At 63.6% G+C, this 17033-nt stretch carries 10 protein-coding genes; 8 read left to right on the forward strand and 2 right to left on the reverse strand.

Features of this window, described 5'->3' with window-relative positions:
- Nucleotides 1-231: 231 nt before the first annotated feature.
- A complete protein-coding gene (locus AC1DKN_RS03395; protein WP_476870466.1) occupies nt 232-2085 on the forward strand; it encodes a bifunctional metallophosphatase/5'-nucleotidase in 1854 nt (617 codons plus the stop codon).
- 95 nt (nt 2086-2180) lie between these two features.
- Here AC1DKN_RS03395 and AC1DKN_RS03400 read toward each other — a convergent pair whose 3' ends face one another.
- Both AC1DKN_RS03400 and AC1DKN_RS03405 read right to left on the reverse strand, forming a co-directional pair.
- A complete protein-coding gene (locus AC1DKN_RS03400) occupies nt 2181-2666 on the reverse strand; it encodes an aminoacyl-tRNA deacylase (RefSeq protein ID WP_476870467.1) in 486 nt (161 codons plus the stop codon).
- Nucleotides 2667-2756: 90 nt separating this feature from the next.
- On the reverse strand, nt 2757-3956 hold the full coding sequence (locus AC1DKN_RS03405; protein ID WP_459385405.1) for an acetyl-CoA C-acetyltransferase: 1200 nt from the start codon (nt 3954-3956) through the stop codon (nt 2757-2759).
- Nucleotides 3957-4352: 396 nt separating this feature from the next.
- Between AC1DKN_RS03405 and rpoB the strand changes: the two genes are divergently transcribed.
- The 7 genes from rpoB to AC1DKN_RS03440 all read left to right on the forward strand — a co-directional run bounded on the left by rpoB (nt 4353) and on the right by AC1DKN_RS03440 (nt 17031).
- Nucleotides 4353-7868, forward strand: coding sequence for a DNA-directed RNA polymerase subunit beta (gene rpoB / locus AC1DKN_RS03410; protein ID WP_028275121.1), 3516 nt, complete (start codon nt 4353-4355; stop codon nt 7866-7868).
- A 105-nt stretch (nt 7869-7973) separates the two neighbouring features.
- Nucleotides 7974-11873 carry a DNA-directed RNA polymerase subunit beta' gene (locus tag AC1DKN_RS03415; protein WP_223913813.1) on the forward strand — a complete coding sequence of 1300 codons (3900 nt, stop codon included), beginning with the start codon at nt 7974-7976 and terminating at the stop codon, nt 11871-11873.
- Nucleotides 11874-12272: 399 nt separating this feature from the next.
- Nucleotides 12273-12647, forward strand: a complete 375-nt coding sequence (rpsL, locus tag AC1DKN_RS03420) for a 30S ribosomal protein S12 (protein WP_018773658.1) — start codon at nt 12273-12275, stop codon at nt 12645-12647.
- 1 nt (nt 12648) lies between these two features.
- A complete protein-coding gene (gene rpsG / locus AC1DKN_RS03425) occupies nt 12649-13119 on the forward strand; it encodes a 30S ribosomal protein S7 (protein WP_011692813.1) in 471 nt (156 codons plus the stop codon).
- A gap of 69 nt (nt 13120-13188) precedes the next feature.
- The gene (gene fusA, locus AC1DKN_RS03430; RefSeq protein ID WP_079550516.1) at nt 13189-15303 is read left to right on the forward strand and encodes an elongation factor G; all 2115 of its coding nucleotides are present in this window, start codon (nt 13189-13191) and stop codon (nt 15301-15303) included.
- Nucleotides 15304-15570: 267 nt separating this feature from the next.
- On the forward strand, nt 15571-16761 hold the full coding sequence (gene tuf, locus AC1DKN_RS03435; RefSeq protein ID WP_018773660.1) for an elongation factor Tu: 1191 nt from the start codon (nt 15571-15573) through the stop codon (nt 16759-16761).
- Between the two features lie 144 nt (nt 16762-16905).
- Nucleotides 16906-17031 carry a hypothetical protein gene (locus tag AC1DKN_RS03440; RefSeq protein ID WP_256860042.1) on the forward strand — a complete coding sequence of 42 codons (126 nt, stop codon included), beginning with the start codon at nt 16906-16908 and terminating at the stop codon, nt 17029-17031.
- Nucleotides 17032-17033: the final 2 nt, after the last annotated feature.

The following is a 17033-nucleotide window of genomic DNA, read 5'->3' on the forward strand; positions in this document are numbered from 1 at the left end:
CCGGATCCATCGCGGTCCGCACTGCTCAAAGGAAACCCCGTCCACTCAGTGGGCGGGGTTTCCTGCGTTCCCGGACCGGAATCCACGCTGGCTGGAGCGCTCCCGTCGCCCGGGATGAACGGCGTCCAAGGATTTGGCAAAGTTTTTCTGATACCCCTGTCGCAGTTGTAAAGCCGCCCCTAGACTGTGGATTTGTGCCCACCGGCCCCTACGTTCAGGAGTTCACCCACCATGCCGAACCCACACGATGCACCCTCCCGCCGCGCGATGCTCACAGCCGCCCTCGTCGGCGGCAGCGCTGCCGCAGCCGCACTGGCGGGAGCCCCCGCAGCCCAAGCCGCTGGCGAACGGGCGGCCACGGGCGGGCCGGACGGCAAGGCGCACTTCACGCTGACAGTGCTCGGCACCACAGATCTGCACAACAACGTCTTCAACTGGGACTACTTCAAGAACGTGCCCTATGCCGACGCCGTCGGGAACAAGATCGGGATTGCCCAGGCTGCCACCCTGATCAACGCAATGCGGGCCGAGCGCGGAGCGGCGAACACCTTGACCATCGACGCCGGGGACACCATCCAGGGCACGCCCCTGGCCTACTACTTCGCCAAAATCCAGCCCATCTCGGCCACCGTGAAACACCCCATGGCGCTGGCCATGAACGCGATCGGCTATGACGCCGCGGGGCTGGGAAACCACGAGTTCAACTACGGCATTCCACTGCTGCGCACCTGGGAGAAGCAGCTGGACTTTCCGCTCCTGGGCGCCAACGTGCACGACGCCGTCTCGGGCCAGCGCGCCTTCACGCCGTACGTCCTGAAGCGGGTTAAGACGGACAACGGCTGGGTGACGGTGGGCCTGGTCGGGTTCGTGACGCCAGGCTGCGCCCTCTGGGACCGCGACAACGTCCAAGGCAGGCTCGATTTCAACGGCATCGTCGAAGAGGCCCAAGCTGTCATTCCGCAGGTGAAGGCCGCCGGCGCGGACATCGTCATTGTCACGAGCCATTCCGGGGCGACGCCGGGGTCTTCTTACGGCGACGCCCTGCCGTTCCCGGAGAACGCCTCCACCCAACTGGCGGAGGAAGTGCCCGGCATTGACGCCATCCTGGTCGGGCACGCCCACCTGGAGATCCCCGAGCGTTTCGTCACCAACAAGGCCACCGGCAAGCAGGTGCTCCTGACCGAGCCGCTCAAGTGGGGCATGCGGGTATCTGTCATGGACCTCGAGCTCGCCAAGGTGCAGGGGCGGTGGGCCGTCACGTCGGCGCATGCGCACTTGCTGGACGCCAAGACGGTGAACCCGGATCCCGCCGTCGTCCGGGCCGTGCAGGCCGGGCATGAGGCCACGGTGAACTACGTCAATGAGGTCATCGGAACCTCCACGGCACCGCTCAGCACGGCCACCGCCTGCTGGGAGGACTCCGCAGCGATCGACGCCATCAACTACGTCCAGGCGAGCACCATCAAGGCTGAGCTGGCCAACGGTCCCGCGGCCGGGCTGCCCGTACTGTCCATTGCCGCGGCCTTCTCCCGCGCCGTTGATGTCAAGGCCGGGGCGCTCACCATCCGCGACGTCGCAGGGCTGTACATCTTCGACAACACGCTGCTCTCCGTCAAGGTCACTGGCGCGCAGGTCAAGGCATACCTGGAGTGGTCCGCCCAATACTTCAAACCGGTGACCGCTACCACGGCCAGGGCCCAGGACGTCACCAATGCCGTGACCGCCACGGCACCGAACGGCACGCCGGACTACAACTACGACGTTGTCTACGGCCTGGACGCGCCGCTGAACTACGAGATCGACCTCGCCCGGCCGGCAGGGGACCGGATCGTCAAGCTGACCTACGGTGGCGAGCCGCTGCGGCTCGAGCAGGAATTCGCGCTGGCCATCAACAACTACCGGCAGAGCGGGGGCGGCAACTTCCCGGCCGTGAAGAGCGCGCCCGTGCTGTCCAACAGCCAGCAGGAGATCCGGCAGCGCATCATCGACTACGTCGTGGACCGCGGGACCTTGGACGTCGCCGTGTTCAGCCAGGCCAACTGGCGCCTCACCGTCATCGGGGCACCCCTCACGGTTACGGCCTGACGCCCGGTCAAACAGCAACGCGGGGTCACTTCCGGCCCATCCCGACCGTCCGGATGGGCCCGAACTGACCCCGCGTTGTTGTTAACCCGGGCGCGCTAGTTGGGTTCAGTGATGTCGGCGACGACGGCGCCCAGCGCCGCCGTCAGGGCATCCGCGTCCACGAACGCGCTGTAGCCATGTTCCCCTGCGCCCATGGAGATCCGCCGGCCCGTGATGGTCTGGTCGGCGTAGACGGGCCAGGGGCGGATGCTGCCGAGCGGCGTGATGGTCCCGCGCTCGTACCCGGTGGCCTCGAAAGCCGTATCCGCCGCCGGCAGCGAGAGCTTGTTGACGCCCAGCAGCGCCCGCAGCTTGGGCCAGGAAATCTGCCGGTCTCCGGGGACCAGCGCGAACAGGAAACTGCCGTCCTTGTGCTTGACCACGAGCGACTTCACGATATCCGCGGGCCGGATCCCGAGGATACCGGCCGCCTCCTCAAGGCTGCGGGCAGCGAGGCGTTCGACGATCTCCACGTCCAGCCCCCGCGCCGCGGCGTCGGCGAGGAACCGTTCGCGGCCGCTGGTTGTTTTCCGCTCTGGCATCGCGTCAAACCTTCCTGACTCCTGGCGGCTGTTCCCGGTCCGCCGGGCCGCCCTGTGGTCCGGGCCCGCCCGGCCCGCCGGTTACCGGTCTTAGTCGCGGTACAGCAGCAGCGCTTCGCCCTGGCCGCCGCCGCCGCACAGGGACACGGCTGCCTTGCCGGTACCCCGGCGCTTGAGTTCGTGGGCCGCGTGCAGGGCCAGCCGGGCCCCGGAGGCCCCGATCGGGTGGCCCAGGGCGATGGCCCCGCCATGGATGTTGCACTGCTCCAGCGGATAGTTGAGGTCCTTCAGGGACTGCACCGCGACGGAGCCGAAAGCCTCGTTGATTTCGATGAAGTCGAGGTCCGCGGCGGACCAGCCGGCCTTGTCCAGGGCGTTCTTGATGGCGTTCGACGGCTGGGAATGCAGCGAGTTGTCCGGACCGGCGACCTGGCCCGGCTTGCCGACCACCGCGAGATACTCGAGGCCGTTGTCCTCGGCGAACTTCCGGCTGCTCAGCACCAGGGCGGCAGCGCCGTCGGACAGGGGAGAGGAGTTGCCGGCGGTGATGGTTCCGTCCGTGACGAACGCCGCGCGCAGGCCGGCCAGCGACTCGACGGTCGTGTCCGGCCGGATGCCCTCGTCGGAGGTGACGGCGATCGGATCGCCCTTGCGCTGCTTGACGCTCATCGGGGCGATCTCGCCGTCGAAGACGCCGTCCTTCGCGGCCCGGGCGGCACGCTGGTGCGACTGGGCCGCCACCTCGTCCTGGGAGGCCCGGTCAATGCCGAGGGTCAGGTTCTTGCTCTCGGTCGACAGTCCCATGGACTGCCCGTCGAAGGCGTCGGTCAGGCCGTCGTGCGCGGCCACGTCCAGGGCCTGGACCGTGCCGTACGCCCAGCCCTGCCGGGAACCGGGCAGCACGTGAGGTGCGCGGGTCATGGACTCCTGGCCGCCGGCGACCACCACCGTGGCGTCCCCGCTGCGGATCATCCGGGCGGCGTCGATCACGGCGGTGAGGCCCGAGAGGCAGACCTTGTTGATGGTCACCGTCGGCACGTTCCAGCCGATGCCGGCGCCGATGGCGCTCTGGCGCGCAGGGTTCTGGCCCGCGCCGGCCTGCAGGACCTGGCCGATGATCACGCTGTCCACCTGGTCGGCCTTGACGCCGCTGGCGGCCAGGGCCGCGCGGATGGCGTGGGTGCCGAGCTCGACGGCGGTGAAGCTGGCCAGCTGCCCGTTCAGGCGCCCCTGGGGGGTGCGGGCTGCGGCGAGAATGACAACATCGTTGTTGTCTGCAGGATTGCTCATGGTGTTTTCTTCCGATCTACTTTCGACTTATGTCTACGTTATCGTGAGCCCCGTCACCTATCCATTCGGCAGGGTGGACACCGTCGCCGCGAAGAGTCGGGGAAATTCCGCCAAACTTCGTGCTTGCAATCCCGCCGGAAGTGGGGTAGACAAGTAGGTTGCTTTGCCGTATCGTAGATATTTGCGTCTTCCCTGTTTACCTTCAGCCTTCATATAGCGGTGGGCTTAGCCTGACAGCTGTTCCATCAATGTGCCGTCTACCACGTGCACCAGCTATGGACAGCGCGGGTCCCGGGTCATATAGCGGAACCGGACTGGTAGCGCTGCGGAGTCATTCTGCAGAGTGCATAACGGGGGAGATCTGACAACGCCTGAAGGTCTGTGGAAGGATCCCTCTTGGTCGCCTCGAGCACCTCTAATGTAAACAACGCTACCGCTATCAATGCCGACAGCACCGACGGTGCAACCCGCCGGCTCTCATTCGCAAAGATTCACGAACCCCTTGATGTTCCGAATCTGCTCGCCCTGCAAACCGACAGCTTTGACTGGCTGGTCGGGAACGAACGCTGGCAGGCGCGCGTTGCGAAGGCCGTCGAAGAAGGCGACCTCAGCGTCGCCACCTCCTCGGGTCTGTCCGACATCTTCGAAGAGATCTCCCCGATCGAAGACTTCCAGGGCACCATGTCCCTGAGCTTCTCCGAGCCGGAGTTCGCTGACCCCAAATACACCATGGCTGAGTGCAAGGACCGGGACGCAACGTACTCGGCTCCGCTGTACGTCAAGGCCGAGTTCATGAACAACAACACGGGCGAAATCAAGCAGCAGACCGTGTTCATGGGTGACTTCCCGCTGATGACCGAGAAGGGCACCTTCGTCGTCAACGGCACCGAGCGTGTCGTCGTCTCCCAGCTGGTCCGCTCGCCGGGCGCCTACTTTGAGCGCACCGCCGACAAGACCAGCGACAAGGACATCTTCACCGCGAAGATCATCCCCTCCCGCGGCGCCTGGTTCGAGCTCGAAATCGACAAGCGCGACCAGGTCGGCGTCCGTCTTGACCGCAAGCGCAAGCAGTCCGTCACCGTGCTGCTGAAGGCCCTCGGCTGGACCGAAGGCCAGATCCTCGAGGAATTCGGCCAGTACGACTCCATGCGCGCCACGCTGGAGAAGGACGCCACCGAGACCCGCGAAGACGCGTTGCTGGACATCTACCGGAAGCTGCGACCGGGCGAGCCGCCCACGGTTGAGGCTGCCCAGTCCCTGCTGGACAACCTGTACTTCAACTCCAAGCGCTACGATCTGGCCAAGGTCGGCCGTTACAAGATCAACCGCAAGCTTGGCATCGACCGCTCCCTTGGCGACAAGGAAGCTTCGGTCCTGCACGTTGAAGACATCGTGGCCATGATCAAGTTCCTGGTTGCGCTGCACGCCGGCGAGAAGACCCTCATGGGCAAGCGCGACGGCCAGGACCACGAGCTCCGCGTCGAGATCGATGACATCGACCACTTCGGCAACCGCCGCATCCGCGCCGTCGGCGAGCTCATCGAGAACCAGGTCCGCACCGGCCTGTCCCGCATGGAGCGCGTTGTCCGCGAACGCATGACGACCCAGGACGTCGAGGCCATCACGCCGCAGACCCTGATCAACATCCGTCCCGTCGTGGCAGCCATCAAGGAGTTCTTCGGAACTTCCCAGCTGTCCCAGTTCATGGACCAGAACAACCCGCTCTCGGGTCTGACCCACAAGCGCCGCCTGTCCGCGCTTGGCCCGGGTGGTCTGTCCCGTGACCGTGCCGGCATGGAAGTTCGTGACGTGCACCCGTCCCACTACGGACGTATGTGCCCCATCGAAACTCCTGAAGGCCCGAACATTGGTCTGATCGGTTCGCTGGCTTCCTACGGACGCATCAACCCGTTCGGTTTCATCGAAACCCCGTACCGCCTTGTCGCCGAGGGTGTCGTCTCCGATGAGGTCAAGTACCTCACGGCCGACGACGAAGCCGAGGTCCTGATCGCACAGGCCAACGCACCGCTCGACGAGAACAAGCGTTTCGCGGAAGAGACCGTCCTGGTCCGTGCCCGCGGTGGTGGAGGCGAGCCTGTGCTGGTTCCCGCCGCCGACGTCGAGTTCATGGACGTTTCCCCGCGCCAGATGGTGTCTGTGGCTACCGCCCTGATCCCGTTCCTCGAGCATGACGATGCCAACCGTGCACTCATGGGTGCCAACATGCAGCGCCAGGCCGTGCCGCTGGTCCGTTCCGAGGCACCGTTCGTCGGTACCGGCATGGAGCGCGCCGCAGCCGTCGACGCCGGTGACGTTGTCATCGCCAAGAAGGCCGGTGTGGTTACCGAGGTCTCCGCTGAGCTGGTCATCATGCTCAACGACGACGGTACGGAAACCAACTACCGCATCAACAAGTTCGCCCGTTCCAACCAGGGCAACTGCTACAACCACCGTGTCCTGGTAAGCGAAGGCCAGCGCCTGGAGGTCGGCGGCATCATCGCTGACGGCCCGGCAACGGACCAGGGCGAGCTCGCCCTCGGTAAGAACCTGCTCGTGGCATTCATGTCATGGGAAGGCCACAACTTCGAAGATGCCATCATCCTCTCCCAGCGCATCGTGGCCGAGGACGTCCTGTCCTCGATCCACATCGAGGAGCACGAGATCGATGCCCGCGACACCAAGCTTGGTGCCGAGGAAATCACCCGTGACATCCCGAACGTGTCTGAGGAAGTCCTGGCAGGCCTGGACGAGCGCGGCATCATCCACATCGGTGCCGAGGTTGAGGCCGGCGACATCCTGGTCGGTAAGGTCACCCCCAAGGGCGAGACCGAGCTGACCCCGGAAGAGCGCCTGCTGCGCGCCATCTTCGGTGAGAAGTCCCGCGAAGTGCGCGACACCTCCCTGAAGGTGCCGCACGGCGAGTCCGGCACCGTGATCGGTGTCCGCGTCTTCGACCGCGACAACGACGACGAGCTGCCCCCGGGCGTCAACCAGCTGGTGCGCGTCTACGTCGCTGCCAAGCGCAAGATCACCGACGGCGACAAGCTTGCCGGCCGCCACGGCAACAAGGGTGTTATCTCCAAGATCCTTCCGATCGAGGACATGCCCTTCCTTGCCGACGGCACCCCCGTTGATATCGTCCTGAACCCGCTGGGTGTTCCGGGCCGCATGAACGTCGGCCAGGTGCTGGAAACGCACCTCGGCTGGGTTGCCAAGACCGGCTGGAAGATCGAGGGCGAGCCCGAGTGGGTCAAGCAGCTGCCGAACCTGCCGCGCGAGAGTGGCCAGACCACTGTGGCGACGCCGGTCTTCGACGGTGCGCGTGAAGAGGAAATCACGGGCCTGCTCGATTCCACCAACGTCACCCGCGACGGCGACCGCCTGATCAACTCTTCCGGCAAGACCCGTCTGTTCGACGGCCGCTCCGGCGAGCCGTTCCCGGATCCGATCTCGGTCGGCTACATGTACATCCTGAAGCTCCACCACCTGGTGGACGACAAGATCCACGCCCGCTCCACCGGCCCGTACTCCATGATCACGCAGCAGCCGCTGGGTGGTAAGGCACAGTTCGGTGGCCAGCGCTTCGGTGAAATGGAAGTGTGGGCGCTCGAAGCTTACGGCGCCGCGTACACGCTCCAGGAACTGCTGACGATCAAGTCGGATGATATCCACGGTCGTGTGAAGGTCTACGAAGCCATCGTCAAGGGCGAGAACATCCCCGAGCCGGGCGTTCCTGAGTCCTTCAAGGTCTTGATCAAGGAAATGCAGTCGCTGTGCCTGAACGTGGAAGTGCTTTCCACGGACGGAACCACAATTGAAATGCGTGACTCTGATGACGCAGTCTTCACGGCTGCGGAAGAACTGGGCATCGATCTGTCTCGTGCAGAGCCCAGTTCCGTAGAAGAGGTTTAGCAGGGGGTTTACGACGGCGGGTTCGCACTCGCCGTCGTAAGCCACCTCCCTCTTCCCGTAACCCAAGACTTCAGAATTTAGAGAACAAGAGAGAACAGGGACCATATGTCCAGCGAATCCTCCTTCGGCCTCATGCAGATCGGCCTCGCCACCGCGGAAGACATCCGTGGCTGGTCGTACGGCGAGGTTAAGAAGCCGGAAACCATCAACTACCGCACGCTCAAGCCCGAGAAGGACGGCCTCTTCTGCGAGAAGATCTTCGGCCCGTCCCGCGACTGGGAATGCTACTGCGGTAAGTACAAACGCGTGCGCTTCAAGGGCATCATCTGCGAGCGGTGTGGCGTTGAGGTCACCCGTGCGAAGGTCCGCCGTGAGCGCATGGGCCACATCGAACTCGCCGCCCCGGTCACGCACATCTGGTACTTCAAGGGTGTTCCCTCCCGTCTGGGCTACCTCCTTGACCTGGCACCGAAGGACCTCGAAAAGGTCATCTACTTCGCCGCCTACATGATCACGAGCGTCGACGCCGACAGCCGCCACGAAGAACTGCCCAACCTCCAGGTTGAGCACGACATCGAGAAGAAGCAGCTGATCGACAACCGCGACTCGGACATCGCCACGATCGCCCGCGACCTTGAGAACGAGCTTGCCCGTCTCGAAGGCGAAGGCGCGAAGGCTGCCGACAAGAAGAAGGCCCGCGACTCCGCTGACCGCCAGATGGCGAACGTCCGCAAGCGTGCCGACGCCGAAATCGAGCGCCTCGAGCAGGTCTGGGACCGCTTCAAGAACCTCAAGGTCGCCGACCTCGAAGGTGACGAAGGCCTGTACCGCGAACTGCGCGACCGCTACGGCATGTACTTCGAAGGCTCCATGGGTGCCGAGGCCATCAAGAAGCGTCTTGAGAACTTCGACATGCAGGCCGAGTCGGACATGCTGCGCGACATCATCGCCAACGGCAAGGGCCAGCGCAAGACCCGCGCCCTGAAGCGGCTCAAGGTGGTCAACGCGTTCCTGACGACCAACAACAGCCCGCTCGGCATGGTGCTGGACGCCGTCCCGGTGATCCCGCCGGAACTGCGCCCGATGGTCCAGCTGGACGGTGGCCGCTTCGCGACCTCCGACCTCAACGACCTCTACCGCCGCGTGATCAACCGCAACAACCGCCTCAAGCGCCTGCTTGACCTCGGTGCTCCGGAGATCATCGTCAACAACGAGAAGCGCATGCTTCAGGAAGCTGTTGACAGCCTCTTCGACAACGGCCGCCGCGGCCGTCCGGTCACCGGACCGGGCAACCGTCCGCTGAAGTCCCTGAGCGACATGCTCAAGGGCAAGCAGGGCCGTTTCCGCCAGAACCTCCTCGGCAAGCGCGTCGACTACTCCGGCCGTTCGGTCATCGTCGTCGGCCCGCAGCTGAAGCTGCACCAGTGTGGTCTGCCCAAGCAGATGGCCCTGGAGCTCTTCAAGCCGTTCGTGATGAAGCGCCTGGTGGACCTCAACCACGCCCAGAACATCAAGTCGGCCAAGCGCATGGTGGAGCGTTACCGTCCGCAGGTCTGGGACGTCCTCGAAGAGATCATCACCGAGCACCCCGTGCTGCTGAACCGTGCACCTACCCTGCACCGTCTCGGCATCCAGGCGTTCGAGCCGCAGCTTGTTGAAGGCAAGGCAATCCAGCTGCACCCGCTGGTTTGTGGCGCTTTCAACGCCGACTTCGACGGCGACCAGATGGCAGTCCACCTGCCGCTGAGCCCCGAGGCCCAGGCCGAGGCCCGCATCCTGATGCTCTCCTCGAACAACATCCTGAAGCCGTCTGACGGCCGCCCGGTGACCCTGCCGTCGCAGGATATGATCATCGGTCTCTACCACCTGACCACCAAGCGTGTCGGTTCAGCTGGCGAAGGCCGGATCTTCTCCTCGGTCGCGGAAGCCATCATGGCCTACGACCTTCACGAGCTGCACCTGAACTCCAAGGTCAAGATCCGGCTCGAGGGCTTCGTGCCTTACGCCGGCTGGGAAGCCCCGGAGGGCTGGGAGCCCGGTCAGATGGCACTGGTCGAGACCTCCCTCGGCCAGGTCATCTTCAACCAGACGCTGCCCGCGGATTACCCGTGGGTTGAGGATGTTGCCGACAAGGGCGAGCTGTCCCGGATCGTCAACGACCTCGCCGAGCGCTACCCGAAGGTGATCACGGCGGCAACGCTGGACAACCTGAAGGATGCCGGTTTCTACTGGGCCACCCGCTCCGGCGTGACCGTTGCCATCTCCGACATCGAGGTGCCCACGGACAAGCCGCGGATCCTCGCCGGTTACGAGACCATGGCCGCCAAGATCCAGGGCCAGTACGACAAGGGCCTGATCGACGACGACGAGCGTCGCCAGGAACTGATCGAGATCTGGAACAAGGCAACGAACGAGATCGCCCAGGCGATGCGTGACAGCCTGTCTCCGATGAACACGATCAACCGCATGGTGTCCTCGGGCGCACGTGGTAACTGGATGCAGGTCCGTCAGATCGCGGGTATCCGTGGCCTGGTGGCCAACCCTAAGGGTGAAATCATCCCGCGTCCGATCAAGTCCTCCTACCGCGAGGGCCTCTCGGTGCTGGAATACTTCATCGCCACGCACGGTGCCCGTAAGGGTCTGGCTGACACCGCCCTGCGTACCGCCAACTCGGGTTACCTGACCCGTCGTCTGGTGGACGTGTCGCAGGACGTCATTGTCCGCGAAGAGGACTGCGGTACCGAGCGCGGCCTGATGACCGCCATCGCCGTGGCCGACGCCAACGGCGTCCTCGTCCTGGACGAGAACGTCGAGAACAGCGCCTACGCCCGCACCCTGGCCGTCGACGTCGTCGACTCCAAGGGCAAGGTCCTGGCAGCTGCCGGCACCGACTGCGGCGACGTCGTCATTGCCGAACTGTTCGCAGCCGGCATCACCGAGGTCAAGGTCCGCTCTGTACTCACCTGTGAGTCCAGCGTCGGCACCTGCGCCCTGTGCTACGGCCGTTCGCTGGCCACTGGCAAGACCGTCGACATCGGTGAGGCCGTGGGCATCATTGCCGCGCAGTCCATCGGTGAGCCGGGTACCCAGCTGACCATGCGTACGTTCCACACCGGTGGTGCTGTTTCCGCCAGCGGTGGCGACGACATCACCCAGGGTCTGCCCCGTATCCAGGAGCTCTTCGAAGCCCGTACTCCGAAGGGTGTCGCACCGATTGCTGAAGCAGCCGGCCGCATCACCATCGAAGAGTCCGAGCGCCAGATGCGCCTGGTCATCACCCCGGATGACGGATCTGAAGAGATCGCCTACCCGGTGCTGCGCCGTTCACGTCTTCTCATCGAAGACGGCGATCACGTCAGCGTTGGCCAGAAGCTCATCAACGGCCCGGTCGACCCCAAGCAGGTGCTGCGCATCATGGGTCCCCGTGCCGCGCAGAAGTTCCTGGTGGACGAAGTCCAGGGCGTGTACCGCAGCCAGGGCATCGGTATCCACGACAAGCACGTCGAGGTTATCGTCCGCCAGATGCTGCGCCGCGTCACGGTCATCGAGTCCGGCGAATCGGACCTGCTGCCCGGCGAGCTCGCCGAACGCAGCCGTTTCGAAGAGGCCAACCGCCGCGTTGTGTCCGAGGGCAAGACGCCGGCATCCGGGCGTCCCGAGCTCATGGGCATCACCAAGGCGTCCCTGGCGACCGAGTCCTGGCTGTCCGCAGCTTCCTTCCAGGAGACCACCCGCGTTCTGACGCAGGCGGCCATGGAAGGCAAGAGCGATCCGCTGCTCGGCCTCAAGGAAAACGTCATCATCGGTAAGCTCATCCCGGCCGGCACGGGTCTCCCGCGCTACACCGAGGTCACCGTGGAACCCACTGAAGAAGCAAAGGCCAACCTGTTCACCGGCCCCAGCGCATTCAGTGACTTCTCCTACGACTCGCTGGGCGGCGACGGAGCTCCCGAGTTCCACGCCATCCCGCTGGATGACTACGATCTCGGCAGCGACTTCCGCTGAGCTGAGTGACTGACAGGCCCCGTTCCCACCTCGGTGGGGGCGGGGCCTTTCCAGTGGTAAAACCCCGCCGATTAAGGGCTGGGACCCGTCCGTGTTAGACTTGAGACTAATTGTTATTGTGGCAGTGGATGAGTGCGCCGGTTTGAGCCAGACAGCTTGCAGCTGAAAGGTTCAACCAGGACGACGTTTCCGGTTTGCAGGGTTCTTGTGCAACGTATGCCACATTTTCGCATGCCTAGGGGCAGTTCGGGTCGAAAGTCCTTGGACCCCGGCGTGCGGTCCGACTATTAAGGCTTCGCCTCAGCTGCTCTGGAGAGAACTTCAAAGCTCGGGCGGCGAGGCGCAGCGACAAGAGAGCGGCCGCCAACGGCCGCTCCGGATAAAACGGAGAACACGAGAGTGCCTACGATTAACCAGCTGGTCCGCAAGGGCCGCACGCCTAAGGTCAAAAAGACCAAGGCTCCCGCGCTTAACGGCAGCCCGATGCGCCGCGGTGTTTGCACCCGCGTTTACACGACGACCCCGAAGAAGCCGAACTCGGCTCTGCGTAAGGTTGCTCGCGTGCGCCTCAACGGCGGCATTGAAGTCACCGCATACATCCCCGGTGTGGGCCACAACCTGCAGGAGCACTCCATTGTGCTCGTCCGCGGCGGCCGCGTGAAGGACCTTCCGGGTGTCCGCTACAAGATCGTCCGTGGCGCCCTCGATACCCAGGGTGTCAAGAACCGTAAGCAGGCTCGCAGCCGCTACGGCGCAAAGATGGAGAAGAAGTAATATGCCTCGCAAGGGTCCGGCCCCCAAGCGGCCGCTAGTTCTAGATCCCGTTTACGGCTCCCCGCTGGTCACCCAGCTCATCAACAAGGTGCTGGTTGACGGCAAGAAGTCCACCGCAGAGCGCATCGTTTACGGTGCACTCGAGGGTGCTCGCGCCAAGTCCGGCGGCGACCCCGTTGCAGCCCTCAAGAAGGCCATGGAGAACGTCAAGCCTTCGCTTGAGGTCCGCTCCCGCCGTGTTGGTGGCGCCACCTACCAGGTTCCCGTTGAGGTCAAGCCGGGCCGTTCCACGGCCCTCGCCCTCCGCTGGCTGGTTGGCTACTCCAAGGCCCGCCGCGAAAAGACCATGACCGAGCGCCTCCAGAACGAAATCCTGGATGCCTCGAACGGTCTCGGTGCCGCTGTGAAGCGTCGCGAAGACACCCACAAGATGGCCGAGTCCAACAAGGCCTTCGCACACTACCGCTGGTAATACTTCCCGGACGCCGCCGGCTCGACTGAGCCGGCGGCGAACGTGCAGTCCATCCGAAAGGGAGACACCGTGGCACAGGACGTGCTTACCGACCTTAGCAAGGTCCGCAATATCGGCATCATGGCCCACATCGATGCCGGCAAGACCACTACTACCGAGCGCATCCTCTTCTACACGGGTGTGAACCACAAGATCGGCGAAACGCACGACGGCGCTTCGACGACTGACTGGATGGAACAGGAAAAGGAACGCGGCATCACCATCACGTCTGCCGCCGTGACCTGCTTCTGGGAAAACAACCAGATCAACATCATCGACACCCCCGGCCACGTGGACTTCACGGTCGAGGTTGAGCGCTCCCTGCGCGTCCTCGACGGCGCAGTCGCCGTGTTCGACGGCAAGGAAGGCGTGGAGCCGCAGTCCGAGACTGTTTGGCGCCAGGCTGACAAGTACAACGTTCCGCGCATCTGCTTCGTCAACAAGATGGACAAGCTCGGCGCTGACTTCTACTTCACCGTCGACACCATCATCAGCCGCCTCGGTGCCAAGCCGCTCGTCATGCAGCTGCCGATCGGCGCCGAGAACGACTTCATCGGCGTCGTCGACCTCCTTTACATGCGTTCGCTGGTCTGGCCCGGCGACGCCAAGGGTGACGTCACCATGGGTGCCAAGTACGAGATCCGCGAGATCCCGGCTGACCTCCAGGCGAAGGCCGAAGAGTACCGCGCAACGCTCATTGAGACCGTTGCCGAGTCCTCCGAGGAACTCATGGAGAAGTACCTTGAGGGCGAAGAGATCAGCATCGATGAGCTCAAGGCCGGCATCCGCAAGATGACGATCAACTCTGAGATCTACCCGGTCTTCTGTGGTTCTGCATTCAAGAACCGCGGCGTTCAGCCCATGCTCGACGCTGTGGTGGACTACCTGCCGAACCCGCTCGACGTCCCGCCGATGATCGGTCACGATCCCCGCGACGAAGAGAAGGAGCTTACCCGTAAGCCCTCCTCTGAAGAGCCCTTCTCCGCACTGGCGTTCAAGATCGCCGCGCACCCCTTCTTCGGCCAGCTGACCTTCGTCCGCGTGTACTCCGGTCACGTGGAAGCAGGCTCGCAGGTGGTCAACTCCACCAAGGGCAAGAAGGAGCGCATCGGCAAGCTGTTCCAGATGCACGCCAACAAGGAAATGCCCGTCGAGGGCGCTACCGCCGGCCACATCTACGCAGCGATCGGCCTCAAAGACACCACCACGGGCGACACCCTGTGCGATCCGGCCAACCAGATTGTCCTCGAGTCCATGAGCTTCCCGGAGCCCGTGATCTCGGTTGCGATCGAGCCGAACACGAAGGGTGACCAGGAGAAGCTCTCCACGGCCATCCAGAAGCTCTCCGCTGAGGACCCGACCTTCCAGGTCTCCCTCAACGAGGACACCGGCCAGACCATCATCGCCGGCATGGGCGAGCTCCACCTGGACATCCTGGTGGACCGCATGCGCCGCGAATTCAAGGTCGAGGCAAACGTTGGCAAGCCGCAGGTTGCTTACCGCGAAACCATCAAGCGTGCTGTAGAGCGTCACGACTACACGCACAAGAAGCAGACCGGTGGTTCCGGCCAGTTCGCAAAGATCCAGATCGCGATCGAGCCGCTGGACACCTCAGGTGGCGAGCTGTACGAGTTCGAGAACAAGGTCACCGGTGGCCGCGTTCCGCGCGAGTACATCCCGTCGGTCGACGCCGGCATCCAGGATGCGCTTAACGACGGCGTCCTGGCCGGTTACCCGGTTGTCGGCATCAAGGCGACGCTGATTGACGGCGCTTACCACGATGTTGACTCCTCGGAAATGGCGTTCAAGATCGCCGGCCGTATGGCTTTCAAGGAAGCCGCACGCAAGGCGAACCCTGTCCTGCTCGAACCGCTGATGGATGTCGAGGTCCGCACCCCTGAGGAATACATGGGTGAAGTTATCGGTGACCTCAACTCCCGCCGTGGCCAGATGCAGTCCATGGAAGATGCCCAGGGCGTCAAGGTTATTCGCGCACACGTCCCGCTGTCCGGCATGTTCGGCTACATCGGTGACCTGCGCTCGAAGACCCAGGGCCGCGCTGTGTACTCCATGACGTTCAACAGCTACGCCGAGGTCCCGAAGGCAGTCGCCGACGAGATCATCCAGAAGAACCGCGGCGAGTAGTCTTCTAGACGCCTCGCAGCAACAAGAAACTCGGGTGCGTCTCCGCCAGCGGAGACACATCTGGTGCAAGTGGCCGGACTCCGGTCAGCTGTAGTCCGGCCAGGCCGGAGTTCGGCCGCCTGCACGAACAGGCTCTAGGCACTAGCATTAGTACCTGAATCTGCAATTTCATCAATCCAAAGCCCCCCAAGTAGACTTACTGGAGTTTCTGCCGCGACAAGCGCGGCCGAAGGGTAAGTCAATTTGAAAACGTTCTAGGAGGAACCTGTGGCAAAGGCAAAGTTCGAGCGGACTAAGCCGCACGTTAACATCGGTACCATTGGTCACGTTGACCACGGTAAGACGACGCTGACGGCCGCCATTTCCAAGGTGCTGTACGACAAGTACCCGACTCTCAACGAGAAGCGTGACTTCGCGTCGATTGACTCTGCTCCCGAAGAGCGTCAGCGCGGCATTACCATCAACATCTCCCACGTTGAGTACCAGACCGAGAAGCGCCACTACGCACACGTAGACGCTCCGGGTCACGCTGACTACATCAAGAACATGATCACCGGCGCTGCTCAGATGGACGGTGCAATCCTCGTGGTTGCCGCCACTGACGGCCCGATGGCTCAGACCCGCGAGCACGTTCTGCTCGCCCGCCAGGTTGGCGTTCCCTACCTGCTGGTCGCGCTGAACAAGGCTGACATGGTTGACGACGAAGAGCTCCTCGACCTCGTTGAAATGGAAGTTCGCGAGCTGCTCAGCTCGCAGGGCTTCGATGGCGACGAGGCTCCGGTTGTTCGCGTTTCCGGCCTGAAGGCCCTCGAAGGCGACCCCGTCTGGGTCAAGTCCGTTGAGGACCTCATGGCTGCTGTCGACGAGTCCGTTCCGGACCCCGTACGTGACCGTGACAAGCCCTTCCTGATGCCGATCGAAGATGTCTTCACGATCACCGGCCGTGGCACCGTTGTTACGGGCCGCGCCGAGCGTGGAACCCTCGCCATCAACTCCGAGGTCGAGATCGTCGGCATCCGCCCGGTCCAGAAGACCACGGTTACCGGTATCGAGATGTTCCACAAGCAGCTCGACGAAGCATGGGCCGGCGAGAACTGTGGCCTCCTGCTCCGCGGTCTGAAGCGCGACGATGTCGAGCGTGGCCAGGTTGTCGTCAAGCCGGGTTCCATCACCCCGCACACCGACTTCGAGGCTAACGTCTACATCCTCTCCAAGGACGAAGGCGGACGTCACAACCCGTTCTACTCCAACTACCGCCCGCAGTTCTACTTCCGCACCACGGACGTAACCGGCGTTATCACCCTGCCGGAAGGCACGGAAATGGTTATGCCCGGCGACAACACTGAGATGACCGTTGCGCTCATCCAGCCGATCGCAATGGAAGAGGGCCTCGGCTTCGCTATCCGCGAAGGCGGCCGCACCGTTGGTTCAGGACGCGTCACCAAGATCATCAAGTAATTACTTGCCGATCTGATGCTTTGCCCCTGATCAGCCAGCCGTCTGGCAGCTGAGCAGAGGATCGGGAACAGCCCCGCTGCACTTGCAGCGGGGCTGTTCCTTTTAAGTTCCTGATACCTTTGCAGGAAGGGAAGGGAGCTCACCATGGGCTGGTTCATTTTTCTGCTGATCGCCGCCGCGGTCGTCGTCGCGTTCTTTTGGGCGAAGAGGCACTTCCGCCAGGAGATCGAGCGCGCCAAGCGCATCAATAGGTCCAACCGCAACCAGTAGCC

This window comes from Arthrobacter sp. 01N444 (assembly GCF_056399305.1).

Coding starts and splice junctions, on each gene's coding strand:
- AC1DKN_RS03395 (WP_476870466.1), top strand. CDS start 232: ATGCCGAACCCACACGATGCACCCTCCCGCCGCGCGATGCTCACAGCC.
- AC1DKN_RS03400 (WP_476870467.1), bottom strand. CDS start 2,666: ATGCCAGAGCGGAAAACAACCAGCGGCCGCGAACGGTTCCTCGCCGAC.
- AC1DKN_RS03405 (WP_459385405.1), bottom strand. CDS start 3,956: ATGAGCAATCCTGCAGACAACAACGATGTTGTCATTCTCGCCGCAGCC.
- AC1DKN_RS03415 (WP_223913813.1), top strand. CDS start 7,974: ATGTCCAGCGAATCCTCCTTCGGCCTCATGCAGATCGGCCTCGCCACC.
- rpsG (WP_011692813.1), top strand. CDS start 12,649: ATGCCTCGCAAGGGTCCGGCCCCCAAGCGGCCGCTAGTTCTAGATCCC.
- AC1DKN_RS03440 (WP_256860042.1), top strand. CDS start 16,906: ATGGGCTGGTTCATTTTTCTGCTGATCGCCGCCGCGGTCGTCGTCGCG.